General features: G+C 59.8%; 24 protein-coding genes. 10 read left to right on the forward strand and 14 right to left on the reverse strand.

Annotation, left to right across the window (positions count from 1 at the left end; genetic code table 11):
• Window position 1: 1 nt before the first annotated feature.
• The 8 genes from lptC to JFT66_RS09845 all read left to right on the forward strand — a co-directional run bounded on the left by lptC (window position 2) and on the right by JFT66_RS09845 (window position 5,500).
• Window positions 2-574 (forward strand): LPS export ABC transporter periplasmic protein LptC, encoded by a 573-nt coding sequence (gene lptC / locus JFT66_RS09810; protein ID WP_034118122.1) that lies wholly within the window; start codon window positions 2-4, stop codon window positions 572-574.
• Window positions 561-1,094 (forward strand): lipopolysaccharide transport periplasmic protein LptA, encoded by a 534-nt coding sequence (gene lptA / locus JFT66_RS09815; protein ID WP_034118121.1) that lies wholly within the window; start codon window positions 561-563, stop codon window positions 1,092-1,094. The genes lptC and lptA overlap by 14 nt, the downstream gene beginning before the upstream one ends.
• A complete protein-coding gene (lptB, locus tag JFT66_RS09820; RefSeq protein WP_005784841.1) occupies window positions 1,094-1,819 on the forward strand; it encodes an LPS export ABC transporter ATP-binding protein in 726 nt (241 codons plus the stop codon). Before lptA ends, lptB begins: the two co-directional genes overlap by 1 nt.
• A 184-nt stretch (window positions 1,820-2,003) precedes the next feature.
• Window positions 2,004-3,497 (forward strand): RNA polymerase factor sigma-54, encoded by a 1,494-nt coding sequence (locus JFT66_RS09825; RefSeq protein WP_034118120.1) that lies wholly within the window; start codon window positions 2,004-2,006, stop codon window positions 3,495-3,497.
• Window positions 3,498-3,571: 74 nt separating this feature from the next.
• On the forward strand, window positions 3,572-3,877 hold the full coding sequence (gene hpf / locus JFT66_RS09830) for a ribosome hibernation-promoting factor, HPF/YfiA family (protein WP_027604812.1): 306 nt from the start codon (window positions 3,572-3,574) through the stop codon (window positions 3,875-3,877).
• 10 nt (window positions 3,878-3,887) lie between these two features.
• On the forward strand, window positions 3,888-4,352 hold the full coding sequence (gene ptsN, locus JFT66_RS09835; protein WP_198859185.1) for a PTS IIA-like nitrogen regulatory protein PtsN: 465 nt from the start codon (window positions 3,888-3,890) through the stop codon (window positions 4,350-4,352).
• A gap of 2 nt (window positions 4,353-4,354) precedes the next feature.
• Window positions 4,355-5,212 carry an RNase adapter RapZ gene (gene rapZ, locus JFT66_RS09840; RefSeq protein WP_003188578.1) on the forward strand — a complete coding sequence of 286 codons (858 nt, stop codon included), beginning with the start codon at window positions 4,355-4,357 and terminating at the stop codon, window positions 5,210-5,212.
• Window positions 5,213-5,227: 15 nt separating this feature from the next.
• The gene (locus JFT66_RS09845) at window positions 5,228-5,500 is read left to right on the forward strand and encodes an HPr family phosphocarrier protein (RefSeq protein ID WP_034118117.1); all 273 of its coding nucleotides are present in this window, start codon (window positions 5,228-5,230) and stop codon (window positions 5,498-5,500) included.
• Between the two features lie 21 nt (window positions 5,501-5,521).
• Here the strand turns inward: JFT66_RS09845 and JFT66_RS09850 are convergent, their stop codons facing one another.
• The 6 genes from JFT66_RS09850 to pmbA form a co-directional block, all read right to left on the reverse strand.
• The gene (locus JFT66_RS09850; RefSeq protein ID WP_034118116.1) at window positions 5,522-6,415 is read right to left on the reverse strand and encodes a ZIP family metal transporter; all 894 of its coding nucleotides are present in this window, start codon (window positions 6,413-6,415) and stop codon (window positions 5,522-5,524) included.
• A gap of 31 nt (window positions 6,416-6,446) precedes the next feature.
• Window positions 6,447-7,058: a superoxide dismutase gene (locus JFT66_RS09855; RefSeq protein WP_034118115.1), complete on the reverse strand. Its 612-nt coding sequence runs from the start codon at window positions 7,056-7,058 to the stop codon at window positions 6,447-6,449.
• 1 nt (window position 7,059) lies between these two features.
• Window positions 7,060-7,488, reverse strand: a complete 429-nt coding sequence (locus JFT66_RS09860; RefSeq protein WP_153838890.1) for a hypothetical protein — start codon at window positions 7,486-7,488, stop codon at window positions 7,060-7,062.
• Between the two features lie 27 nt (window positions 7,489-7,515).
• Window positions 7,516-8,892: a class II fumarate hydratase gene (locus JFT66_RS09865; protein ID WP_153870187.1), complete on the reverse strand. Its 1,377-nt coding sequence runs from the start codon at window positions 8,890-8,892 to the stop codon at window positions 7,516-7,518.
• Window positions 8,885-9,280: a hypothetical protein gene (locus JFT66_RS09870; protein WP_034118112.1), complete on the reverse strand. Its 396-nt coding sequence runs from the start codon at window positions 9,278-9,280 to the stop codon at window positions 8,885-8,887. The genes JFT66_RS09865 and JFT66_RS09870 overlap by 8 nt, the downstream gene beginning before the upstream one ends.
• A 147-nt stretch (window positions 9,281-9,427) precedes the next feature.
• Complete coding sequence (gene pmbA, locus JFT66_RS09875; RefSeq protein ID WP_198859186.1) at window positions 9,428-10,774, reverse strand: metalloprotease PmbA; 1,347 nt, start codon at window positions 10,772-10,774, stop codon at window positions 9,428-9,430.
• Window positions 10,775-10,882: 108 nt separating this feature from the next.
• Between pmbA and yjgA the strand changes: the two genes are divergently transcribed.
• Window positions 10,883-11,404: a ribosome biogenesis factor YjgA gene (yjgA, locus tag JFT66_RS09880; RefSeq protein WP_034118110.1), complete on the forward strand. Its 522-nt coding sequence runs from the start codon at window positions 10,883-10,885 to the stop codon at window positions 11,402-11,404.
• Between the two features lie 45 nt (window positions 11,405-11,449).
• On the opposite strand, the gene tldD is transcribed toward yjgA, so the two are convergent.
• From tldD to mreB, 8 genes are all read right to left on the reverse strand, one after another.
• On the reverse strand, window positions 11,450-12,892 hold the full coding sequence (tldD, locus tag JFT66_RS09885; protein ID WP_198859187.1) for a metalloprotease TldD: 1,443 nt from the start codon (window positions 12,890-12,892) through the stop codon (window positions 11,450-11,452).
• 16 nt (window positions 12,893-12,908) lie between these two features.
• The gene (locus JFT66_RS09890) at window positions 12,909-13,757 is read right to left on the reverse strand and encodes a carbon-nitrogen hydrolase family protein (RefSeq protein ID WP_198859188.1); all 849 of its coding nucleotides are present in this window, start codon (window positions 13,755-13,757) and stop codon (window positions 12,909-12,911) included.
• Between the two features lie 48 nt (window positions 13,758-13,805).
• Window positions 13,806-17,621 (reverse strand): YhdP family protein, encoded by a 3,816-nt coding sequence (locus JFT66_RS09895; RefSeq protein ID WP_198859189.1) that lies wholly within the window; start codon window positions 17,619-17,621, stop codon window positions 13,806-13,808.
• 78 nt (window positions 17,622-17,699) lie between these two features.
• Window positions 17,700-19,157, reverse strand: a complete 1,458-nt coding sequence (rng, locus tag JFT66_RS09900; protein WP_034118106.1) for a ribonuclease G — start codon at window positions 19,155-19,157, stop codon at window positions 17,700-17,702.
• A 70-nt stretch (window positions 19,158-19,227) separates the two neighbouring features.
• Window positions 19,228-19,824, reverse strand: coding sequence for a Maf family protein (locus JFT66_RS09905; protein ID WP_034118105.1), 597 nt, complete (start codon window positions 19,822-19,824; stop codon window positions 19,228-19,230).
• Window positions 19,825-19,874: 50 nt separating this feature from the next.
• Window positions 19,875-20,363, reverse strand: coding sequence for a rod shape-determining protein MreD (gene mreD, locus JFT66_RS09910; RefSeq protein ID WP_003188558.1), 489 nt, complete (start codon window positions 20,361-20,363; stop codon window positions 19,875-19,877).
• Complete coding sequence (gene mreC / locus JFT66_RS09915) at window positions 20,363-21,454, reverse strand: rod shape-determining protein MreC (RefSeq protein WP_198809599.1); 1,092 nt, start codon at window positions 21,452-21,454, stop codon at window positions 20,363-20,365. The genes mreD and mreC overlap by 1 nt, the downstream gene beginning before the upstream one ends.
• A 139-nt stretch (window positions 21,455-21,593) precedes the next feature.
• A complete protein-coding gene (mreB, locus tag JFT66_RS09920) occupies window positions 21,594-22,631 on the reverse strand; it encodes a rod shape-determining protein MreB (RefSeq protein ID WP_002555108.1) in 1,038 nt (345 codons plus the stop codon).
• A 210-nt stretch (window positions 22,632-22,841) separates the two neighbouring features.
• On the opposite strand from mreB, the gene gatC reads away from it, so the two are divergent.
• Entirely contained in the window at window positions 22,842-23,129 is a 288-nt protein-coding gene (gatC, locus tag JFT66_RS09925; protein WP_003188556.1) for an Asp-tRNA(Asn)/Glu-tRNA(Gln) amidotransferase subunit GatC, read from the forward strand.
• The last annotated feature ends 10 nt before the right edge of the window (window positions 23,130-23,139 follow it).

Here is a 23,139-nt window from a genome sequence, read left to right on the forward strand (position 1 = left end):
TATGCTGAGCAAAAAGATTCGCAACTTCCTGCTATTCGGGGTCATCGCCGCGCTGCTCCTGGCGGTGGGCTACTGGAATATCAGCCCGGAGCGCTTTCTCGACAAGCCTGTTGCACAGGTTGACGAAGGTGTCATCGACTATTACGCCACCAATGCCTACAGCATTCAGTACCTGCCCGACGGCAAGGTGCAATATGAGATGACGTCTGACAAGGTCGAGCATTTGAAAGCCTCCGAGGTCAGCCTGCTGACCAACCCGGACCTGAACCTGTATCGCGGCACCGAGTTTCCATGGCACGTCACCAGCAAGCGTGGCGAGGTCAACCCGGACGGCACCGAAGTTGAACTGATCGACTCGGTGCGCATCGCACGTACAGACGCGCAGAACCGCGACACCGTCATTACCAGCAGTCGCATGACCGTATTCCCACAGAAGCAATATGCGCAGACCGAGCAAGACGTTAGAATCGACGGCGCTGGCGGTGTATCGACCGGCAAGGGAATGAAAGCGTATTTGAAAGAAAGCAGGATACACCTGCTATCGAACGTAAGAGGACAGTATGAGGCTCGTTAAAACCCTCCCTATTTTGCTCGGTCTGGGCGCAGCACTGGGAAGCGTGAGCGCCTGGGCTCTGCCGAACGATAGCCAGCAACCGATCCACATCTCGGCTGACGATGCGCAGCTCGATGACAAGCAAGGTGTCGCAACCTACACCGGTGGCGTGATCATCACCCAGGGTTCGATGAAGATCACCGGCAACACGGTGACACTGACGCGCACCAAGACCGGTGATATCGATGTCGTGACCTCGGTGGGCAATCTGGCTTACTTCGAACAGCAGCAAGCAGCCAAAGACCCTGGCCCGATGAAGGGCTATGGCAAGACCATCCAATACCACGCCCAGCAAAACCGCATCGTCCTGATCGACCAGGCCAAGGTCCTCAGTGCTGACGGCAACTCGACCGAAGGCGAGAAAATCGTCTACAACACCCAGACCCAGGTCGCACAGGCGGGTCGTGCCAACGGCAGCAAGGTCACCGCACCTCGCCCACGCATCGACATGGTTATCCAGCCGAAGAAGAAGGCCGAGTAATGGCAACCCTGAAAGCCCAGCATCTGGCCAAGGCCTATAAGAGCCGTCAGGTCGTACGCGATGTCAGCCTGTCGATCGACAGCGGCCAGATCGTCGGCTTGCTCGGCCCCAACGGCGCCGGCAAGACCACTTGCTTCTATATGATTGTCGGGCTGGTCCAGGCGGATCAGGGGCGCGTATTGATCGACGACCTGGACGTCAGCCACCAGCCGATGCACGGTCGTGCGCGCGCAGGTATCGGCTATCTTCCCCAGGAAGCGTCGATCTTCCGCAAACTGTCGGTTGCCGACAACATCATGGCGATTCTCGAGACCCGCAAGGAACTCGACCGCGATGGTCGCCGCAAAGAGCTGGAAAGCCTGCTGCAGGAATTCCATATCAACCATATTCGCGACAACCTCGGCATGAGCCTGTCCGGTGGCGAGCGTCGCCGCGTAGAAATCGCCCGCGCCCTGGCGACTGCGCCGAAGTTCATCTTGCTGGACGAACCGTTTGCCGGCGTCGACCCGATCTCGGTGGGCGACATCAAGCAGATCATCCACCACCTCAAGGCCAAGGGCATTGGTGTTCTGATCACCGACCACAACGTGCGCGAGACCCTCGATATCTGCGAAACCGCCTATATCGTCAATGATGGTCAGTTGATTGCTGAAGGCGATGCCGAGACGATCCTCGCTAACGAACTGGTCAAGGAAGTGTACCTGGGTCACGAGTTCCGCCTGTAGACACAGTGGTATCGCGCCTTTCCCCGGAGCGCGCAGGAGTCAATAGAAACCTTGGTTTTTTTATTGTTACCGCGCTCTAGGCAAAGGCCCCGAGATCAGGCATATAATTTGCTTATGTTTGGCGCTCACGCGCCCTGTCGTGGATGGCGCATTGCGCCGGCGAATAAGGTGTTAAGCCCCTGCCATGAAACCATCGCTAGTCCTGAGAATGGGCCAGCAGCTGACGATGACACCTCAGCTGCAACAGGCCATCCGCCTGCTCCAATTGTCGACCCTGGACCTGCAACAGGAAATCCAGGAGGCCCTGGAGTCCAATCCGATGCTCGAACGCCAGGAAGAAGGCGACGACTTCGATAATGCAGACCCGCTGGCTGACAACATCGAGCAAAAACCCAACCCCGACGTGCAGGAGCCCTCCTATCAGGAAACCGCCCCTACGGTGGATAACCTGGAAGAAGGCGAATGGAACGACCGCATTCCCAACGAACTCCCCGTGGACACCGCGTGGGAAGACGTGTACCAGACCAGCGCCAGCAGCCTGCCAAGCAATGATGATGACGAGTGGGACTTCACCACCCGCACCTCCACGGGTGAGAGCCTGCAGAGCCACTTGTTGTGGCAACTGAACCTGGCGCCCATGTCAGACACCGATCGCCTGATCGCAGTTACCCTGATCGATTGCATCAATAACCAGGGTTACCTGGACGAAACCCTCGACGAGATTCTCGAAGCCTTCGACCCGGAACTGGATATCGAACTGGACGAAATCGAAGCCGTCCTGCACCGCATCCAGCAATTCGAGCCCGCCGGGATTGGCGCCCGCACACTCGGCGAGTGCCTGCTGTTGCAACTGCGCCAATTGCCGGCCAAGACGCCGTGGCTTACCGAAGCCCAACGCCTGGTCAACGATTATATCGACCTGCTGGGCAGTCGCGACTACAGCCAACTGATGCGCCGCATGAAGCTCAAGGAAGACGACTTGCGCCAGGTCATCGAGCTGGTGCAGAGCCTCAACCCGCGTCCGGGTTCGCAGATCGAGTCCAGCGAAGCCGAATACGTGGTCCCCGACGTTATCGTGCGCAAAGACAACGAACGCTGGTTGGTGGAGTTGAACCAGGAATCGATGCCACGCCTGCGCGTCAATCCGCAATACGCCGGTTTTGTGCGCCGCGCCGATACCAGTGCCGACAACACCTTCATGCGCAACCAGTTGCAGGAAGCGCGCTGGTTCATCAAGAGCCTGCAAAGCCGCAACGAAACGCTGATGAAAGTGGCTACCCAGATCGTCGAGCACCAACGTGGCTTCCTGGAGTACGGCGACGAAGCGATGAAACCGCTGGTACTGCATGACATCGCCGAAGCAGTCGGTATGCATGAGTCGACAATTTCCCGGGTGACCACGCAGAAATTCATGCATACCCCACGGGGTATTTATGAGCTGAAATACTTTTTCTCCAGCCACGTCAGCACCTCGGAAGGCGGCGAATGCTCGTCCACGGCGATCCGCGCGATCATCAAAAAACTGGTTGCCGCGGAAAATCAGAAAAAGCCGTTGAGTGACAGCAAGATCGCTGGTTTACTGGAAGCACAAGGCATTCAGGTCGCCCGTCGAACCGTCGCCAAGTACCGCGAGTCCCTCGGGATCGCGCCTTCCAGCGAGCGTAAGCGTTTGATGTGACGGGCAGGCCACAGCGTTCCAGTGGCAGGCGTCTTGCCTGCCGCTTTATGCACTGGCAACGAAGGAGAAGCTGTATGCAAGTCAACATCAGTGGACACCATGTAGAAGTCACCCCTCCACTGCGCGACTATGTCGAGCAGAAGCTGAGGAAACTTGAAGGCCATTTCGACAAGATCACCAACGTTCAGGTCATCATGAAGGTCGACAAGCTTCAGCAGAAAATCGAAGCGACCCTCCAGATCCCCGGTGGCGAAGTGGTTGCCAATGCCGAGCATGAAGACATGTATGCATCGATTGACTTGCTCACCGACAAGCTCGACCGCCAACTCAAAAAGCATAAGGAAAAGAATCTGAGCCTGCTACAAGGCACAGGTCGTTAACTCTCCCCCCATGATCCGACTTGAAACCATCCTGACCCCCGGCCGTTCACTTGTGAACGCGCCGGGCGGCAGCAAGAAGAAAGCCCTCGAGCAAATTGCCAACCTGATCAGCAGCCAAGTGCCTGCGCTGGAGATGCAAGATGTGTACGAGGCTCTGATTGCCCGTGAAAAACTCGGTTCGACCGGTTTTGGCAACGGTATCGCCATCCCTCACTGCCGCCTGCAAGGTTGCGAAACGCCCGTCAGTGCGCTGCTGCACCTTGAAAAACCTATTGATTTCGACGCCATCGACGGTGCCCCGGTCGACCTGCTGTTCGTCCTGCTGGTCCCGCAAGCCGCCACCGATGCGCACCTGGAACTGCTCCGGCAGATCGCCAGCATGCTCGACCGCAAGGAAGTACGCGAAAAACTGCGCAGTGCCAGCAGCAATGAGGCGCTGTATCAGGTCGTCCTGGATGAACAAAGCGGGCAGTAATCATGCGTTTGATCATCGTCAGCGGCCGTTCCGGCTCAGGTAAAAGCACTGCCCTCAACGTTCTTGAGGACAACGGTTTCTATTGCATCGACAACCTGCCCGCCGGCCTGCTGCCCGAGCTGGCGGAGCGCGCCCTGATTCACACCGAATTGGCACAACCGCTGGTCGCCGTGTCTATCGATGCCCGCAACCTGCCCAGCCACCTCTCGCGGTTCCCGGAACTGCTCGAAGAAGTGCGCGCCAAGCACATTCATTGCGATGTGCTGTATTTGGATGCCGACGAAGAAACCCTGCTCAAGCGCTTTTCCGAGACCCGCCGGCGGCACCCACTCAGCAGCGCCAACCGCTCCCTCGCCGAAGCCATCGAGGACGAAACCAAACTGCTGGGGCCGATCATTGATTTGGCCGACCTGAAAATCAACACCACCAATCTGAACCTGTATCAACTGCGCGATGCGATCAAGCTGCGCCTGTTGAACCAGCCAGAGCCTGGGACGGCGTTTCTGGTCGAGTCATTTGGCTTCAAGCGTGGCATGCCGGTAGATGCCGACCTGGTGTTCGACGTGCGCTGCCTGCCCAACCCCTATTGGAAACCGGAGTTACGCGATCAGTCCGGGCTGGACCAGCCAGTGGTCGACTACCTGGCTGCACAACCGGATGTGGAAGAGATGTTCCAGGACATCTCCAGCTACCTGCTCAAATGGTTGCCACGTTTTGCCGCGAGCAATCGGGCCTATGTCACCATTGCCATTGGTTGCACCGGTGGCCACCACCGCTCCGTCTATTTGACTGAGCGGCTGGGCCAAGTGCTGCAACAAACCCTCAAGAACGTCCAGGTCCGCCACCGCGACCTTAGCTGAAGGAACACCTGCGCGATGCCCGCTCTGGAAATTGAAATCATCAACAAGCTGGGCCTGCACGCCCGCGCCTCGGCCAAATTCGTCGGCGTGGCCGGGCAGTTCCCTTGCCAGATCCGGGCTGGGCGTACACCGGAATCCATGGTCGATGGCAAAAGCATCATGGCGATGATGATGCTGGCGGCCGGCAAAGGCACCACGATTCACCTGAAGACCGAAGGTGAGCAAGAGCAAGAGGCGATGGACGCATTGGTTGCGCTGATCAATAACTACTTCGACGAAGGTGAATAACCGCTGATGTAGGAACGAGTTTTATCCCAGCGCCGTATCCATCACCATCATCAGGCAAAACCCGATACACAGTCCCAGGCTGGCGAGCTTTTCGTGACCATTTCGGCGCGACTCGGGGATCACTTCGTGAGTGACCACCAACAGCATTGCGCCAGCCGCCAGCGCCAGGCCCAAGGGCAATAGAACTTCAGCCAGACTCACCAACCACGCACAAAGCACCGCAAATACTGGCTCGACCAAGCCTGACGCAGCGCCGATCAAGAACGCTTTGACCCGCGACATCCCCGCCCCAGCCAGCACCAACGCAATCACCAGGCCCTCTGGTACGTCCTGCAAGGCAATGCCCATGGCCAGGCTGTCAGCATCCGGCATGCCGCCACCTGCGGAGACGCCCACAGCCATCCCTTCAGGAATGTTGTGAGCGATGATGGCAAACACAAATAGCCAAATACGTGGTGGGATTACGGGTTTATCCGGCGTACCCACCAGCATTTCCGGGCTGGCACTGGAGACCTTGCGGTCCACAAGGTACAGACCGAACGCCCCCAGCATGATGCCGAAGCTGATCAGCCCCCCCGCGCCCCAGGGCGAAAGACCCAGGCTTTCAGCCGCGGTAATACCTGGCACGACCAGCGAGAAGGCGGTCGCCGCCAGCATCACACCACCGCCGAAGCCCAACAAGGTATCGCTCAACGCTATCGGCATCCGCCGGATCACCAAGACCGGCACGGCGCCCAGCGCCGTGCCGAGCGCGCAGATCGCACCGCCCTGCAAAGCGCGCAGAATGCGTGGCTCAAGGTTCAACCAGGCCAGCCCATGGGCCACCAGCAACGCAGTACCTGCCAATAGCAGCAGCGAACCAAACGCATAACGAAACATTCGCACGCTACTGATCGCCAGTGTTTCAGTGCCCATAGTCGGCCTTAGATCTTGTTATAGAGGAATATCAGGCCAAGGCGGCCTGGTAGCGTGCAGCGACTTCCGGCCAGTTGATGACACTGTAGAAGGCATTGATGTATTCGGGACGGCGGTTCTGGTACAGCAGGTAATAAGCGTGCTCCCAGACGTCCAGGCCGAGGATAGGCGTGTTACCGCTCATCAGTGGGCTGTCCTGGTTGCCGCTGCTTTCCACAACCAGTGTTTTTTGCGGGGTGACGCTCAGCCAGGCCCAGCCGCTGCCGAAACGGGTCAACGCGGCCTTGGTGAAAGCCTCCTTGAAACTGTCATAACCGCCCAGTTGCGCATCGATGGCCTCGCCCAGCGCTCCTTCTGGCTTACCGCCGCCTTTGGGCGACATGACGGCCCAGAACAATGAATGGTTCGCGTGCCCGCCGCCTTGGTTGATCACCGCAGCACGTAGCTTTTCCGGCAGTTGCTGGACGCTGGAAACCAGTTTTTCCACCGGCCAACCGGCGAACTCAGTGCCCTCTACCGCAGCATTGAGGTTGTTGATATAGGTCTGATGGTGCTTGGTGTAGTGAATCTCCATGGTTTGCGCATCGATATGCGGCTCAAGAGCGTCGTAAGCGTAAGGCAAAGCCGGCAAGGTGTAGGTCATATCAATGTGCTCCGTATTGAGACGTGGTCGATTGCGGCGCCGCAGCGCCCAGCAAGCGATGGGTGCGCGGGTACTCGCCGTGATCGCTGATGAAGTTCAACAACTCAACATAGGTCTTGCTGCTCTGACGCAACGCCGCCTCGCGCAGTTGCGGGCTTAGGCGCGGGTCTTGCATGGTCTGCAACAGGCGCTGGTGGATGGCACAAAGGTATTCTGCGCTTTCCTCAGGCTGGTTCAGGCGCAAGTGCAGGTCCGCCAGGTTGTGATGGGAAATGACGCAAGCCGCCACTGCTTCGTCGGCATCTGCCCAGCGTTCGAACAACACTTGGGCCAGGGCCAGGGCTTGCAGATAAGCCTCGCGGGCGTCAACCAGCTCACCCGCCATAAAGCAGCGATTGGCCCGTTCGATCGTGCGTTTCCAGTGCTCCATGGTGAGCCTCCAAAGCAGGGTCGTTGATTACACGCCGCCTGCCGTGAGCTTTTCCGGGTCCAGCAGGACCTCCAGTTGGCTGCGCGGCAGGTCGGTGTGCTCGAGGGCGACATCGATCACCGGGCGGCCTTGCTGATAAGCCTTCTTGGCGATTTCAGCGGCCTTTTGGTAACCAATGATCGGGTTAAGTGCGGTGACCAGGATCGGGTTGCGCGAGAGCGCTTCCTTGAGCTTGGCTTCGTTAACCTTGAAGCTGGCAATCGCCTTGTCCGCTAGCAAACGGCTCGAGTTAGCGAGCAATTCAAGGCTACTGAGTAGGTTCTGGGCGATGATCGGCAGCATCACGTTCAACTCGAAGTTGCCTGATTGACCGGCCACGGTGATCACCGTGTCATTGCCGATGACCTGCGCGGCAACCATGGCCGTGGCTTCCGGGATCACCGGGTTGACCTTGCCCGGCATGATCGACGAGCCCGGTTGCAAGCCTTCCAACTCGATTTCACCGAGGCCGGCGAGTGGGCCGGAGTTCATCCAGCGCAGGTCGTTGGCGATCTTCATCAGCGACACCGCGGTGGCTTTCAACTGGCCGGAGACTGCGACGGCAGTGTCCTGGGAGCCAATCAGCGCAAACAGATTGCTGCCTGGGGTGAACTTCACCCCGGTCAAGCTGCTCAGTTGCTGGCTGAAACGCCCGGCAAACTCGGGATGCGCGTTGATCCCGGTGCCAACCGCCGTGCCGCCCTGGGCCAGTGCCTGCAAGGCCGGAAGCAAATCTTGCAGATGCCCGATATTGGCCTTGAGCTGCTGCGCCCAGCCATTCAACACCTGGCTCATACGCACCGGCATGGCGTCCATCAGGTGCGTACGGCCGGTCTTGATGAACGGGTGCACCTCTTCGGCCTTCCGCTCGATCACCTGCACCAGGTGCAACAGCGCCGGCAGCGTTTGCTCATGCAGTACCAACGCGGCGCTGACATGAATGGTGGTGGGGATGATGTCATTGCTGCTTTGGCCGCAATTGACGTGATCGTTGGGATTGACGGCCTCGCCGAGCAAACGGCTGGCAAGGGTCGCAATCACTTCGTTGGCATTCATATTGGAGCTGGTGCCGGAGCCGGTCTGGAAGATGTCCACCGGGAAGTGCTGCATGTAGTCGCCTTCCAGCAGGCCTTGGGCGGCATCGACGATGGCTTTGCCCTGCCCTTCGCTGATTTGCTTGAGCTCGATGTTGACTCTGGCGGCTGCGGTCTTGGCCAGGATCAGGGCGCGAATGAATTGCGCCGGCATGCGTTGGCTGCTGATCGGAAAGTTGTTCACCGCACGCTGGGTTTGCGCGCCATACAAAGCATCTGCGGGGACTTGCAGCTCGCCCATGCTGTCACGTTCGATACGGGTGTTACTCATCGGAAGATCCTTGCACCAAGTCGGAGTGAGAAATTGATGGCAGCAATTGGCAGGTCGCCAATTGCCAGGCAAAGGTCTGCCAGCGCTTGAGGCGGCAGGCACAGTGGGAAAGTTTTTCCAGGTCGCGTAATGGTCGCCAGGCTTGATCCAGGCACATCGAACGCCAATGCCAGGGCAGCGCGATATCGCTGGCGGTGTCGATCAGCAAGCGGAATGAAGTTTCGGCGATCGTCCACGGATGGGTCGCGGTACAACATGCCAGGTATCGACCTTCATTGAGGTAATGCTCGATGAGGCGCGGCTCATTGGGATCGAGGCCGCAGCGAATCTGGCGACTCATCCAACGCCAGCTCTCCAGGTAAGGATCCTCATGCAGGACAGAACTCATGATCCACACTCATTCGGTAATGATATTTATTATTAAATGATATTGAGAATCAAAACAAGTGCGCAGGGTTAATCCGCCTGCGACAGGGCCATAAAAAAAGGCGCGCCATCCTGAGAATGGCGCGCCTTTTATTGAGTGCTGGAGAGGTTAGCTACCAGCGACAGTCATCCGCTCGATAAGCACGGAGCCTGTACGGATGTTACTGCGCAGCTCCAAGTCATTACCCACGGCAACGATCTGCTTGAACATATCGCGCATATTTCCGGCGATCGTCACTTCCTGGACGGCGAATTGAATTTCGCCGTTTTCCACCCAGAATCCCGCCGCGCCACGGGAGTAATCACCCGTGACCATATTCAGGCCATGGCCCATCAATTCAGTCACCAGCAACCCACGTCCCATACGCCGCAACAACGCAGCCTGGTCTTCATCGCCATGGGTCACGAACAGGTTGTGCACGCCGCCGGAGTTGGCGGTACTTGGCAGGCCAAGCTTGCGACCTGCATAAGTGCCCAATACATAGGAGACCAACTCGCCCTTCTCGACAAACGGCTTTGCATAGGTCGCCAGGCCATCGCCGTCGAACGACGAACTGCCCATGGCACGCATCAGGTGTGGGCGCTCGTCAATGGTCAGCCACTCAGGAAACAGCTTCTGGCCGATTGCGCCTTCAAGGAACGAAGATTTGCGGTACAGGTTGCCACCGGAAATCGCCCCCAGGAAGCTGCCGAACAAACCACCGGCCAACTCTGCGGAAAACAGCACCGGCACTTCGCATGTTGGCACCGGGCGTGCGCCCAGGCGGCTGGCGGCTCGTTGCGCGGCACGCTGGCCAATGCTCACGGGGTCGGCCAACAAATCGCCCTGGCGATTCACGTCATACCAGTAATCACGCTGCATCTGGCCATTCGCCTCGGCGATCATCACGCAGCTGAGGCTGTGACGCGTGGACGCAGAGCCGCCGATAAAACCATGGCTGTTGCCGTATACGCGACAACCCTGGTGGGTGCTCAGCGTGGTGCCGTCAGCATTCTTGATCCGGGAGTCGGCATCGAAGGCCGCCGCTTCGCAGATCAGCGCTTGCTCGATGGCTTGCTCAGGGGTGATGTCCCAGGCATGGTACAAATCGAAGTCCTGTACTTCCCTGGCCATCAGTGCCTTGTCGGCCAGCCCCGAACTTTCATCTTCGGAAGTGTGCTTGGCAATCGCCAATGCTGCGGCTACGGTCTCGCGAATGGCCTCCGGGCCACTGGCCGAGGTGCTGGCCGAGCCCTTGCGCTGGCCTGCGTACAAGGTGATACCGAACCCCTGGTCGCGATTGAATTCAACCGTTTCCACTTCCCGCTGACGCACCGAAGTCGACAGACCCTGCTCCAGCGACACCGCCACTTCACAGGCACTGGCTCCCTGGCGCTTGGCCTCGGCAAGGATCTGCTCGACTTGTTCCTGCAGTGCCGGTAACGCTTGCGGACCGACGCTTTGGGCTGCACTCATGGTTTTCTCCACTCAAATTCTGCTTTCGGTTAAGGCCATCGAGCGACCGGGCCGGACAAGCGGCCCCCGACTGGTTATCATGGCGGCGTTTCTTTGCGGACTGCCACCATGGTTGATTCTTACGACGACTCCCTCGATGGGGAGAAAAGCAAAACCCAGGTCAAACGCGAGCTGCATGCGCTGGTTGACCTCGGCGAGCGCCTTACAACGCTCAAGCCCGACTTGATTGCAAAACTGCCACTGACCGACGAAATGCGCCGGGCCCTGGCAGATGCGCCCAAGCACAGCGCGAATATCGCGCGTAAACGGCACATCATGTTTATCGGCAAACTGATGCGCGATCAGGACACTGACGCCATTCTGGCCTTGCTTGATCAAACCGATGCCTCCACGCGCCAGTACAACGAACGCTTCCATAACCTGGAACGTTGGCGTGACCGCCTGATCGCGGGCGATGACGCCGTGCTGGAGAAATTCGTGATGGACTACCCGGATGCGGACCGCCAGCAACTGCGCTCCCTGATCCGTCAGGCCCAGCACGAACTGGCGCATAACAAAGCGCCGGCCACCAGCCGTAAAATCTTCAAGTACATCCGTGAGCTGGACGAGACTCAACGCGGTCTGCGCTGATCCTCTTCCCCGGGTGGCGGCCTTCGCCACCCGAAGCTCCCGGCCCTACGACCCCGTGCCACCCACGGTGATCGCATCAATTTTCAGGGTCGGCTGGCCTACGCCGACCGGCACCGACTGCCCATCCTTCCCGCACGTGCCTACACCGCTGTCCAGCGACAGGTCGTTACCGACCATCGACACCTTGCTCATGGCTTCCGGCCCGTTACCAATCAACGTCGCCCCTTTGACCGGCGCGGTAATCTTGCCGTCTTCGATCAGGTACGCCTCGCTGGTGGAGAACACGAACTTGCCACTGGTGATGTCCACCTGGCCACCGCCGAGGTTGGCGCAGTAAATGCCGCGCTTCACCGAGGCAATGATTTCCGCCGGATCGCTTTCGCCACCGAGCATGTAGGTGTTGGTCATACGCGGCATCGGCAGGTGCGCGTAGGATTCACGACGGCCGTTACCGGTACGCGCCACGCCCATCAGGCGGGAATTGAGCTTGTCTTGCATATAGCCCTTGAGCACGCCGTTTTCGATCAGGGTGGTGCACTCGGTCGGCGTGCCTTCGTCATCGATGCTCAACGAGCCACGGCGACCGGCCAAGGTGCCGTCATCGACAATGGTGCATAGCTTCGACGCAACCATCTCACCCATACGCCCACTGTAGGCAGAACTGCCCTTGCGGTTGAAGTCGCCTTCCAGACCATGGCCCACGGCTTCGTGGAGCAACACGCCGGACCAACCCGAGCCCAGCACCACCGGCAATGTACCGGCCGGCGCCGGGATCGCTTCCAGGTTGACCAACGCCTGGCGCAACGCCTCACGGGCATAGCCCATGGCACGGTCGTCAGCGAGGAAATAACGATAGTCAGTGCGCCCGCCGCCGCCATGGCCACCGCGCTCGCGGCGACCGTTCTGCTCAACGATCACACTCACATTGAAACGCACCAGCGGCCGCACATCCGCCGCCAGCCCGCCATCGGTTGAGGCAACGAGGATGCGCTCCCACACGCCGGCCATGCTCACGGTCACTTGCTGGATACGCGGGTCCAGGGCGCGGGTAGCCGCGTCGACACGCTTGAGCAGCTCGACCTTTTCGGCACGGCTGATCACTTCCAGCGGGTTATCCGGCGCATACAACTGCGCCACGTCCTGGGTGCTGAATGCCTGCACGGTACCGTTCTGGCCGGCACGGGAAATCGAGCGTGCAGCACGCGACGCCAGGCCCAGGGCTTCCAAGGTGATCGCATTGCTGTAGGCAAAGCCGGTTTTTTCACCGGATTGCGCACGCACGCCTACGCCTTGGTCAAGGTTGAAACTGCCTTCCTTGACGATGCCATCTTCCAGCGCCCAGGACTCGGAAATCTGCCCCTGGAAATACAGGTCGGCCGCGTCGATACCTGGCCCTGCCAGATCGCCCAGCACAGTTTGCAGATTTTCGATGGTCACGCCACCGGGTGCCAGGAGGTGTTCACTGACTGAGGACAACAACTCGCTCATAGGTTTGGCCTTAAATTCATCGTTCTGAAGCAGGCCGCTGCGCGCCCTGCGAGAAAAAGCGCCGATGGTTGACCACCGGCATGCGCGCCCGTATCGACGCCTGTTCACTGCTATCGCGTTCGGCCAGTAACACCGCTTCGCCTTGATCCTGTTGTGCCAGCACCCGACCCCAGGGGTCGACAATCGCCGCGTGGCCATGGGTTTCCCGTGGGCCTGGGTGCACGCCACCTTGAGCGGCCGCCAGCAGGTAGCACTGGGTTTCGATGGCCCGCGCCCGAATCAGCACATCCCAATGGGCGGCCCCGGTCACCGCCGTAAAGGCCGAGGGCGCGGTAATCAATTCAGCCCCCGCCGCGCGCAGTTCGCTGTACAGCTCGGGGAAACGCAAGTCGTAGCACACTGTCAGTCCCAAGCGGCCCACTGGCGTATCCGCCACCACCACATTGCTTCCGAAAGCATAGTCGTCAGATTCGCGATAACGACCACGAGCATCCGCTACGTCCACATCAAACAGGTGGAGTTTGTCGTAGCGAGCGACGATTTCACCCTGATCATTGATCAGCAGCGAGCAAGCGTTGGACTTGGCGTTCGGTTGGTCCCTGGGTGGCAACGGCAACGTGCCGGCCACTATCCATAAGGTGAGGTCGCGGGCGGCCCGTTTCAACCATGGCAGGATCGGACCTTCACCCGATGCCTCGGCGCGGCCGATATCGGCCACGTCACGGCGCCCCATGGCGGCGAAGTTCTCTGGCAGGACCACGAGTTTCGCGCCACCCGCCGCCGCTTGTTCCAGCAGGCGGCGTGCCTGGCTGAGATTAGCCAGCACGTCACTCTGGCTGACCATTTGAATTACCGCAAAGGACATGGGCCGACACTCCATACAGGGCATCGGGCCATGCTACTCCACAGGCTCTCAGTTTGGCTTTTCAAATGGCTTGTCGAAGGTGATTTTCGGATCCTTCCAGGGGCCTTGGACCTTGTATTGCACACTGGCGAAGCGTGAAACCCGGTCACCGATCAGTTTATCGATCAGGAACAGCGCACCACCAATGGCAGGAGCACCGACGATCAGCGCTGCGATCGGCAGGTTGTTGGTCACAGGCAACGTGACCAGCAACTTGGCGTCGACGCGATCAGCCACCAGGTCCAGGGTACCGTTGAGTTCCAGATTGGTGGAGGGCCCGGTCATGGTGATCGGCTCACGGGTCACGAACACCCCATTACTGGCGGCCAGCAAGCCTTTGACCCGGTCATAGCTCAAGCCCTTGCCCAGCAGGTCGGAAAAGTCCAAACGCAAACGCCGGCCAATGGAGTTGAAGTTGAGCAGGCCAAACACCCGCAACGCCTGGGCGCCGCCCTCCACTTCGACGAACTGACCTTTACGGAATGCCGCATCCAGGCTGCCGGAGAAACGCTTGGGTCCGACCCAGGCTGGCGAGCCCGGCCAACGGCCATCCACGTCCAGGTGGAAATCTTCGCTGGTCACCGTAGGCGCAAAGCCCCAACCCTTGAGCACGTCGGCAATGTTCTTGCCGTCCAGCCGGCCCTTGTACCAGCTGCTGCTGGCGCCCGGCGCACCTTCCCAACCGCCGGCGCCCTTGAGCTGCAGGCCCTTGAGGCCCAGGTCGAGGTTGTTGAAGGCCAGGCCCTTGGCGGTCGGACGGATCCTCAGCGACCACGCGCCTATCAGGTCCGGCCCCTGGAACAGTTGATCTACAGCGATATCCAGCGCCGGAATGCTTTTAGGGTCGATATCGGCCAGCGGGTCCGGCGCGTTTTCATCTGCCTGCACCGACGGGTCCACCGCGGGTAGCTTCACATACTTGAGGTTGACGGCTATCGGCGCGCCCTTGGCGTCCGGCAGATTCACCGTGCCCTTGGCTTGCTGGCTGTCCAATTGCAGGCCCCAGGCAGCGGGTTTGCGATTCAACTGCAAGCTGACCTGGTCAAACTGGGTACCAAACCCGGTCAGCTTGCCCACTTTGAAATCGGCACCACTGAGCAGTTGCTTGGCATTGCCGCCCGGGTCATTGCCCGCGTAGCGGTCCACGAGTTTTTTCCAGGGGTCGATATCCAGCTCCGACAGCACGCCACGAATGCGCAAGCCCTTTGCACCAGGCAGCAGGGCATCACCATCGCCAAGAAACAGCTCGCCGCGGCCATCATTGAACTTGTCCGGCGGCGCAGCAAAGGTGAAGTTTGCCAGCTCACCGTAATCAAACCAGTAACGGCGCTCCGCGCCCTGCAAGGTCATGCGGTAGGTGCTGTCACGCCCCTGGCTGGCCGGCATGCCAAACGGCGCGGGCAGGTCCACCGTGACACCTTTGAGGTTGGAGTTGACCATCAGTTGACTGTCCGCACCGTCCAGGATGACTTGCAACTGATACGGGATATCGCCGGACACCGGCAGCGGCTGGCTGACGTTCAACCAATCCGTGAGGCGCTTGACCGTGACCTGGCCTTTGGCAGTCACGCGGGTGCTGATGTTGCCCGGCCTGCCCTCGGCAAAAATCTGCGCGGTGATCGGCCGGTCGAACGCCTGGGCCGAGATGTTCTGCCCACTCAGGCCCTTGGCGCTGTCAAAGCGGAAATCACCCTTGAGCTGATTCAGGTCCAGGCTCGGTTCGGCCAATTGCAGGCGTGCCTTGTCGGTCTTGAAGTCCACCACGATCTTGGGCTCGGTGCCTTTAGCCAGGGGAATGTCCAGGTCCAGGCTACCTTGCAGGTCGCCCTCGCCTTTCCAGCCAGCGAAAGTGGACGCGGTACCGATGGGCGCTTCCTGAAGGATTTTCAGGCCATCGCCCAAGCCACCGGAAAACCCACCGGTGAGCAGCAGGTGGCTGTCCTTGCCGGCCGGTGCGTGGGGAATATTGACGTAGACGTCCTTGACCTGGGTGTCGAGCAATTGCCCCTTGCTCGCCAGGATGCGCACACCGCTTTCCTCGACAAACACTTCGCCATTGACCTTGTTCACATGGGGCCAACCCGGCTGGAAGGCCAGCTCGGCATCATGCACCTTGAAGAACAGGCTGATATTGCGCGACGCCGGCAGCGCGTCGTGGTTCAGGGAACCTTGATACTGGAAGAAACCTTGATCCACCGCGCCTTTGAGAATCGCCGTGCGCAACCATTCATCCAGTGCGGGGCTCAGCACGGCCGGCAAATACTTGGGGGTAAAACGGCCATCGCCATCGACCATGCCGACCCGCAGGTCCATGTAGTCTTCCTGGCTATGATCGAAATGCAGGCGGATCAGGAAGTCCGCAGCCACCTTGCCCTCTTCGCCCAGCACCTTGATATAGGGGGCGATCAGGGTGAAACCTTGTTTATCCAGTTTCCAGGTCAGGCGCGCATTGGCCTGAATGTACTGCCACGGCTTGGCGAAGATCGGGAACAGATGCAGGGAAAAATCCTTGCTGTCCATGCGCAACTCGCCATGGCCAAGGTCACCACTGATGCTCCCGGACACATTGCGCGCAGCCGGCGCGCCGAAATACGCGTCGAAACCGACACGCTCAAGGTTGGCGGCAAAACTGACTTTCTGGTCGGTAGTGTCCTGGGGCCGAAAGTCCACCAGCACATTGCGCAGCAGGCCAGTGGCCTTAAGGTGCTCGACGGCCTTGGCGAAACCATCCGGCAGCGGCGCCAAGGCGTTGAGCAGCGGAGTGATGGGCGTCAGGTCGAGTCGATCGGCCTGCAGCTTCCACACTTCCTGATCCTTGTCGGTCGCCAGGCTTTGCTGTAGTTGCAGACGAGACTCCCAGCGGGTTTCGCCGATGTTCATCGCCAGCGAATCAAACAGCACCTTAAGACCGCTGTCACTGCGTTGCAGGTAGGCGGTCAGGGCCAGGTTTTCCAGGTGCACGGGCTTGCGGTCGGCGTAGCTGCCCTTCACTTGCGGGGAATTGAGGCGCACCGCAGCGCTTTGCACGGTGCCTTTGGCCCAACTGAGCCAAAACTCGCCGCCGGCCTTGAACTGCGTGAGCTTCCATTGCTGGGTCAGCCTGGCGGGAATCCACTTGGCCCAGTCGCTTTGCGGCAGGCTCAAGTAGGCGTCGACCTCAGCGTCTTTCCAATGGCTGGCGCGAATAAGGCTACGCAGGCTTACCGCCAGCGGCTGGCCGTCGGGCAACGTCAGGCGTGCATCCAGGCGCTGATGGCTCATGCCGGTGTGCAGGCTCAGGCCCACGTACGTCACAGTCACTGGCGCCTGGTCGAAGGGTTGCAAGGTGACCTGGCTGTCCAGCACCGATACGCGCTTGACCATTTGCATGCGCGTCAGCAGTTGTTGCGGGTCCAGCGGCTGGTCGTCCTGAACTGGCAAGCCTTGCAGCGTCCAGCGGCCGTCCTTGTCCTCCTTGACGCTCAGTTGCAGGCCACTGACTTGCAGGTGGGCGATGCGCACTTCTCGGGCCATCAAGCTGGCCCACATATCCGGCACCACTTCCACCTGGTCCAGGCGCAAGGCACTGCTGCCCTCGCCGACCATGACGTCGTGAGCCAGCAATACCGGGGCAAACCCGCTCCAGCGGCCCTCAAGGCTACCGATATGCAGGGGCGTATCCACAGCGGCCTGGGCCTTGGCTTCGATTTCAGCGCGGTATTCGGCCACCAATGGGGTCAATTCACGCCCCAGGCTCACGTACACTGCCGCCAATACCAGCAACAAAGCACACAGGCCCAGGCCCCAACGGGTCAAAGCGGCAAAAAAGCGTATCAGACGCTCCATGTCAGGCGACCCTCAAAAAACAGTTAGCGGACGGCAGATCAAGGTTTGCCGGTCTCGGATACAACAAGCAATTGGGGATCAGAGCAGCACCACGTCGTATTGTTCCTGGGAATACATGGTTTCGACCTGGAAGCGAATCGTGCGACCGATAAAACTTTCCAGCTCGGCGACGTTGCCGGATTCTTCGTCCAGCAGCCGATCGACCACTTTCTGGTTGGCAAGCACTCTATAACCTTCGGCCTGGTAGGCGCGCGCCTCGCGCAGGATTTCGCGGAAAATCTCGTAGCAAACGGTTTCCGGCGTCTTCAATTTACCGCGCCCCTGGCAACTGCTGCACGGCTCGCACAGCACTTGCTCCAGGCTTTCGCGGGTGCGCTTGCGGGTCATCTGCACCAGGCCCAGTTCGGTGATACCGATGATGTTGGTCTTGGCGTGGTCGCGCTCCAGCTGCTTCTCGAGGGTACGCAGGACCTGGCGCTGGTGATCTTCATCCTCCATGTCGATGAAGTCGATGATGATGATGCCGCCGAGGTTGCGCAGGCGCAGTTGGCGGGCGATTGCCGTGGCGGCTTCAAGGTTGGTCTTGAAAATGGTCTCTTCGAGGTTGCGATGGCCCACGAATGCACCGGTGTTGACGTCGATGGTGGTCATGGCTTCCGCCGGATCCACTACCAGGTAGCCGCCGGATTTGAGCGGTACCTTGCGCTCCAGGGCTTTCTGGATTTCGTCTTCGACGCCATACAGGTCGAAGATGGGTCGCTCGCCGGGGTAATGCTCCAGGCGATCGGCAATTTCCGGCATCAACTCGGCAACAAATTGTGTGGTGCGCTGGAAGGTTTCCCGCGAGTCGATGCGAATTTTCTCAATCTTCGGGCTGACCAGGTCACGCAGCGTACGCAGCGCCAGGCCCAGGTCTTCATAGATGACGCTGGGCGCGCCAATGGTCTTGATCTGTGCGTCGATCTGGTCCCATAGGCGCCGCAGGTAGCGGATATCCATGAGGATTTCATCAGCACCAGCGCCCTCCGCAGCGGTACGCAGGATAAACCCGCCAGCCTCCTTGATACCCTCGGCAGCCACGCAGTCGCTGACCACCTTTTTCAGGCGCTCGCGCTCGGCTTCGTCTTCGATCTTCAGGGAAATTCCGACATGGGGGGTACGCGGCATGTACACCAGGTACCGCGATGGGATCGACAGCTGAGTGGTCAAGCGTGCCCCCTTGGAACCGATGGGGTCCTTGGTGACTTGCACCACCAGGCTCTGCCCTTCGTGCACCAGAGCGCTGATGCTTTCCACCGCAGGCCCCTCACGCAGGGAAATTTCCGAAGCATGGATAAACGCGGCACGGTCCAGGCCGATGTCGACAAATGCCGCCTGCATGCCCGGCAATACGCGCACCACCTTGCCTTTGTAGATATTGCCGACGATCCCGCGCTTCTGGGTGCGCTCAACATGCACTTCTTGCAGAACACCGTTCTCTACCACCGCCACGCGCGATTCCATCGGCGTGATATTGATCAGAATCTCTTCACTCATGGCTGGGTCTCGTTCAGGCGTTTTCACAATAGTGACCGGTCGCTCAAGGCTTGGCGCTGGAATACGGCGTTCAGCGCACGGTAAGGTTTTGCCAACAGGGTATGCCGAATTGGGCTAGCAGTTGCGCGGTTTCGCACACGGGCAGGCCAACCACGGCGGAATAGCTGCCATTGAGTCCCGCAACGAACACCGAACCCAGCCCCTGGATAGCATAGCCGCCAGCCTTGTCCTGCGGTTCGCCACTGTGCCAGTAGGTTGTAGCCTCTTCGACAGAAACCTGGCGAAAACGTACGCGACTGCTGACATGTCGGCATTCACAGCGTTGGCCGTCGGCAAGGGCGATGGCGGTAAGTACTTCATGCTCTCGACCGGACAAGGCCATCAGCATCGCCAGCGCATCGGCCTGGTCAACGGGCTTGCCAAGAATCTGGCCATCGACAATCACGGCCGTATCGGCACCCAATACGCAGGCGCCCGAGGTCTGGCCAAGCGCAACAAAACCCGCGGTCGCCTTGCCGCGCGCAAGGCGCTCGACATAGGCAACGGCAGGTTCGTGGGGAAGGGGTGTTTCATCAATAGCGGCGCTGACCACGGTGAATGGCACACCGATCTGGGTCAACAGCTCGCGTCGCCGCGGGGAGCCCGAGGCCAGATAAAGCGAATTCATTGCAGCCTCTCCCTGTTGGGTTCGATAACCAGGCAGAGCCTCGCAACCATTCAATTGATTTTATAGCGACGACGCAGCCCACGCAGGCCAAAACTGATCCAGGGCCACAGCAATGCACTGACCAGAGCCGGCAAGACTAACGCCAGGGTCGGCTGGCGATTACCGGTCAGGGCGCTGAGCCATAGCTGCACCAACTGCGCCAGGCCGAAGATCACCAGGATCACCAGGCACTGCTGCCACATCGGGAACATGCGCAAGCGCTGCTGCAACGACAGCACCAGGAAGGTAATCAGGGTCAGGATCAACGCATTCTGGCCTAGCAAGGTGCCATAGAGCACATCTTCCGCCAAGCCCAGGCACATTGCCGTGACCATGCCCACTTTGTGCGGCAGGTTCAACGACCAGAACGCCAACAGCAGGGCCAGCCAGAGCGGGCGCAGGATTTCCATGAATTGCGGCAGTGGCGAAACGCTGAGCAACAGACCAATGGCGAAGGTCAGCCAGACGATCCAGCCATTGCGCGAATGAGTACCGGCCATTATTCCTCCCTCTGCCGTGTGGTGGCCGGAGCGGCGGTCGGCGTCGTGGTCGGCGGTTTGGCCACAGCCGGCTTGGCTGGACGTGCGTTGTGCGCCGCCGGTTTGGCCGGCGTTGCCACAGGCGCCGCCGCTGCCGGTGCGGCCGCCGGTGCAGGCGGACCGACGAAAGCGGGTTTGGGCACCGTGGCCGGCACGACCGGCGCGGTGCCATTCTGCTTATCTTCCGCTTCCTGGGCCTGGGCGGCGTCGTTGGCGCGCTCTTCCGGGGTGCGGTTGTCGCTGAACACCAGCAATAGGTAGCGGCTGCGGTTCAAGGCGGCGGTAGGCACGGCACGGACAATGGCGAACGGCTGGCCGGAATCGTGAATCACTTCCTTGACCGTCGCTACCGGGTAACCCGCCGGGAAACGCTGACCCAGGCCGGAGCTGACCAGCAGGTCGCCTTCCTTGATATCAGCGGTATCGGCCACATGGCGCAGTTCCAGCCGCTCAGGGTTACCGGTACCGCTGGCAATCGCGCGCAAGCCGTTGCGATTCACCTGCACCGGAATACTGTGGGTGGTGTCCGTCAGCAGCAATACCCGCGAGGTGTAGGGCATCAACTCCACTACCTGGCCCATCAGGCCACGGGCGTCGAGCACCGGCTGGCCAAGGACCACACCGTCACGCTCACCCTTGTTGATGATGATGCGGTGTGTAAAGGGGTTGGGGTCCATGCCGATCAATTCGGCCACTTCGACCTTTTCGTTGACCAGCGCAGAAGAATTGAGCAACTCGCGCAGCCGAACGTTCTGCTCGGTGAGGGCCGCCAGCTTTTGCATGCGCCCCTGCAGCAGCAGGTTTTCAGTCTTGAGTTTTTCGTTCTCGGCGACCAGCTCAGTGCGGCTGCCGAATTGGCTGGCCACGCCCTGGTAGAGCCGTTGCGGCAGGTCGGTGATCCAGTAGGTCTGCATCAACACCAGCGACATCTGGCTACGCACAGGCTTGAGCAGTGCAAAGCGGGCATCGACCACCATCAGCGCGACCGAAAGCACGACCAGCACCAATAAGCGCACGCCCAATGAGGGGCCTTTGGCGAAAAGCGGTTTAATAGGCCGCTCCTCCCAGGCAAATGTTCTCTTTATTCATACGGCATCAAACCGGCCTGGATGCAGATTGAAGAAGATAAACGCCAACAGGCAGCACTGCAAAGTGCTGCCTGCCGACCAAGCACGAACCATCCAGGCGATCTTATTCGCTGGAGAGCAGGTCCATGGTGTGTTTATCCATCATTTCCAGTGCACGACCACCGCCGCGGGCAACGCAGGTCAGCGGGTCTTCGGCGACGATCACCGGCAGGCCGGTTTCCTGGGCCAGCAACTTGTCGAGGTCGCGCAGCAAGGCGCCACCACCGGTCAGCACCAGGCCACGCTCGGCAATATCGGAAGCCAGCTCCGGCGGCGATTGCTCCAGGGCGCTCTTCACGGCCTGAACGATGGTGGCCAGGGACTCCTGCAGAGCCTCCAGCACTTCATTGGAGTTCAGGGTGAAGGCACGTGGAACGCCTTCGGCCAGGTTGCGACCGCGAACATCGACTTCGCGAACTTCGCCGCCCGGGTAAGCGGTGCCGATTTCCTGCTTGATGCGCTCGGCGGTGGATTCGCCGATCAGGCTGCCGTAGTTACGACGCACATACGTGATGATCGCTTCGTCGAAGCGGTCGCCGCCTACACGCACGGATTCGGCATACACCACACCGTTCAGGGAAATCAGGGCGATTTCGGTAGTGCCACCACCGATATCCACCACCATCGAGCCGCGGGCTTCTTCCACCGGCAGGCCGGCACCGATCGCAGCCGCCATCGGCTCTTCGATCAGGAACACTTCGCGGGCACCGGCACCCAGGGCCGATTCACGGATGGCACGACGCTCCACCTGGGTGGACTTGCACGGAACGCAGATCAGCACACGAGGGCTGGGCTGCAGAAAACTGTTTTCGTGAACCTTGTTGATGAAGTACTGCAGCATCTTCTCGCAGACGCTGAAATCGGCGATCACGCCATCCTTCATCGGACGAATGGCAGCAATATTGCCTGGTGTACGGCCGAGCATGCGCTTGGCCTCGGTGCCAACGGCAACGACACTTTTCTGATTACCATGGGTCCGAATGGCCACAACCGATGGCTCATTCAGGACGATACCGCGCTCGCGCACGTAAATAAGGGTGTTGGCAGTGCCCAGGTCAATGGAAAGATCGCTGGAAAACATGCCACGCAGTTTCTTGAACATGGGAAAGGGACCCTAGGCAACGCGTGGGTAAAAAAGTGCGGCAAACTCTAACAACGACAGGGATTTTGGGCAAGGCGCCAATGTGCTAAATTGGCCGACTTTCTGTGCACCAACCCCCACAATCGCGGCCTTATGACCGTAGAAATGCGGTAGTGTTCCGACAATCTAACACACGGACGCCCTCCGTTCTGTTTTCCACTGGAGAATCCCATGGCGCTTGAACGCTCCGACGTGGAAAAAATCGCGCATCTGGCCTCGCTTGGCCTCAATGATGCCGATCTTCCACAGACCACCGCAGCCCTGAACAGCATTCTCGGGCTCGTTGACCAAATGCAGGCCGTGAATACCGACGGCATCGAGCCTCTGGCTCACCCACTGGAAGCCAGCCAGCGCCTGCGCGCAGACGTTGTGACCGAGCGAAATAACCGCGAGGCCTACCAGTCCATCGCGCCAGCGGTCGAAAACGGCCTGTACCTGGTTCCGAAAGTCATCGACTAAAGGGAAAGAG

The organism is Pseudomonas sp. MF6755 (assembly GCF_016405635.1).
Lineage (GTDB): Bacteria > Pseudomonadota > Gammaproteobacteria > Pseudomonadales > Pseudomonadaceae > Aquipseudomonas > Aquipseudomonas haemolytica.

What these genes read in the sequence shown, in the direction of transcription:
- lptC (WP_034118122.1), top strand. Translation starts at nt 2, where the DNA reads ATGCTGAGCAAAAAGATTCGCAACTTCCTGCTATTCGGGGTCATCGCC.
- lptA (WP_034118121.1), top strand. Translation starts at nt 561, where the DNA reads ATGAGGCTCGTTAAAACCCTCCCTATTTTGCTCGGTCTGGGCGCAGCA.
- lptB (WP_005784841.1), top strand. Translation starts at nt 1,094, where the DNA reads ATGGCAACCCTGAAAGCCCAGCATCTGGCCAAGGCCTATAAGAGCCGT.
- JFT66_RS09825 (WP_034118120.1), top strand. Translation starts at nt 2,004, where the DNA reads ATGAAACCATCGCTAGTCCTGAGAATGGGCCAGCAGCTGACGATGACA.
- hpf (WP_027604812.1), top strand. Translation starts at nt 3,572, where the DNA reads ATGCAAGTCAACATCAGTGGACACCATGTAGAAGTCACCCCTCCACTG.
- ptsN (WP_198859185.1), top strand. Translation starts at nt 3,888, where the DNA reads ATGATCCGACTTGAAACCATCCTGACCCCCGGCCGTTCACTTGTGAAC.
- rapZ (WP_003188578.1), top strand. Translation starts at nt 4,355, where the DNA reads ATGCGTTTGATCATCGTCAGCGGCCGTTCCGGCTCAGGTAAAAGCACT.
- JFT66_RS09845 (WP_034118117.1), top strand. Translation starts at nt 5,228, where the DNA reads ATGCCCGCTCTGGAAATTGAAATCATCAACAAGCTGGGCCTGCACGCC.
- JFT66_RS09850 (WP_034118116.1), bottom strand. Translation starts at nt 6,415, where the DNA reads ATGGGCACTGAAACACTGGCGATCAGTAGCGTGCGAATGTTTCGTTAT.
- JFT66_RS09855 (WP_034118115.1), bottom strand. Translation starts at nt 7,058, where the DNA reads ATGACCTACACCTTGCCGGCTTTGCCTTACGCTTACGACGCTCTTGAG.
- JFT66_RS09860 (WP_153838890.1), bottom strand. Translation starts at nt 7,488, where the DNA reads ATGGAGCACTGGAAACGCACGATCGAACGGGCCAATCGCTGCTTTATG.
- JFT66_RS09865 (WP_153870187.1), bottom strand. Translation starts at nt 8,892, where the DNA reads ATGAGTAACACCCGTATCGAACGTGACAGCATGGGCGAGCTGCAAGTC.
- JFT66_RS09870 (WP_034118112.1), bottom strand. Translation starts at nt 9,280, where the DNA reads ATGAGTTCTGTCCTGCATGAGGATCCTTACCTGGAGAGCTGGCGTTGG.
- pmbA (WP_198859186.1), bottom strand. Translation starts at nt 10,774, where the DNA reads ATGAGTGCAGCCCAAAGCGTCGGTCCGCAAGCGTTACCGGCACTGCAG.
- yjgA (WP_034118110.1), top strand. Translation starts at nt 10,883, where the DNA reads ATGGTTGATTCTTACGACGACTCCCTCGATGGGGAGAAAAGCAAAACC.
- tldD (WP_198859187.1), bottom strand. Translation starts at nt 12,892, where the DNA reads ATGAGCGAGTTGTTGTCCTCAGTCAGTGAACACCTCCTGGCACCCGGT.
- JFT66_RS09890 (WP_198859188.1), bottom strand. Translation starts at nt 13,757, where the DNA reads ATGTCCTTTGCGGTAATTCAAATGGTCAGCCAGAGTGACGTGCTGGCT.
- JFT66_RS09895 (WP_198859189.1), bottom strand. Translation starts at nt 17,621, where the DNA reads ATGGAGCGTCTGATACGCTTTTTTGCCGCTTTGACCCGTTGGGGCCTG.
- rng (WP_034118106.1), bottom strand. Translation starts at nt 19,157, where the DNA reads ATGAGTGAAGAGATTCTGATCAATATCACGCCGATGGAATCGCGCGTG.
- JFT66_RS09905 (WP_034118105.1), bottom strand. Translation starts at nt 19,824, where the DNA reads ATGAATTCGCTTTATCTGGCCTCGGGCTCCCCGCGGCGACGCGAGCTG.
- mreD (WP_003188558.1), bottom strand. Translation starts at nt 20,363, where the DNA reads ATGGCCGGTACTCATTCGCGCAATGGCTGGATCGTCTGGCTGACCTTC.
- mreB (WP_002555108.1), bottom strand. Translation starts at nt 22,631, where the DNA reads ATGTTCAAGAAACTGCGTGGCATGTTTTCCAGCGATCTTTCCATTGAC.
- gatC (WP_003188556.1), top strand. Translation starts at nt 22,842, where the DNA reads ATGGCGCTTGAACGCTCCGACGTGGAAAAAATCGCGCATCTGGCCTCG.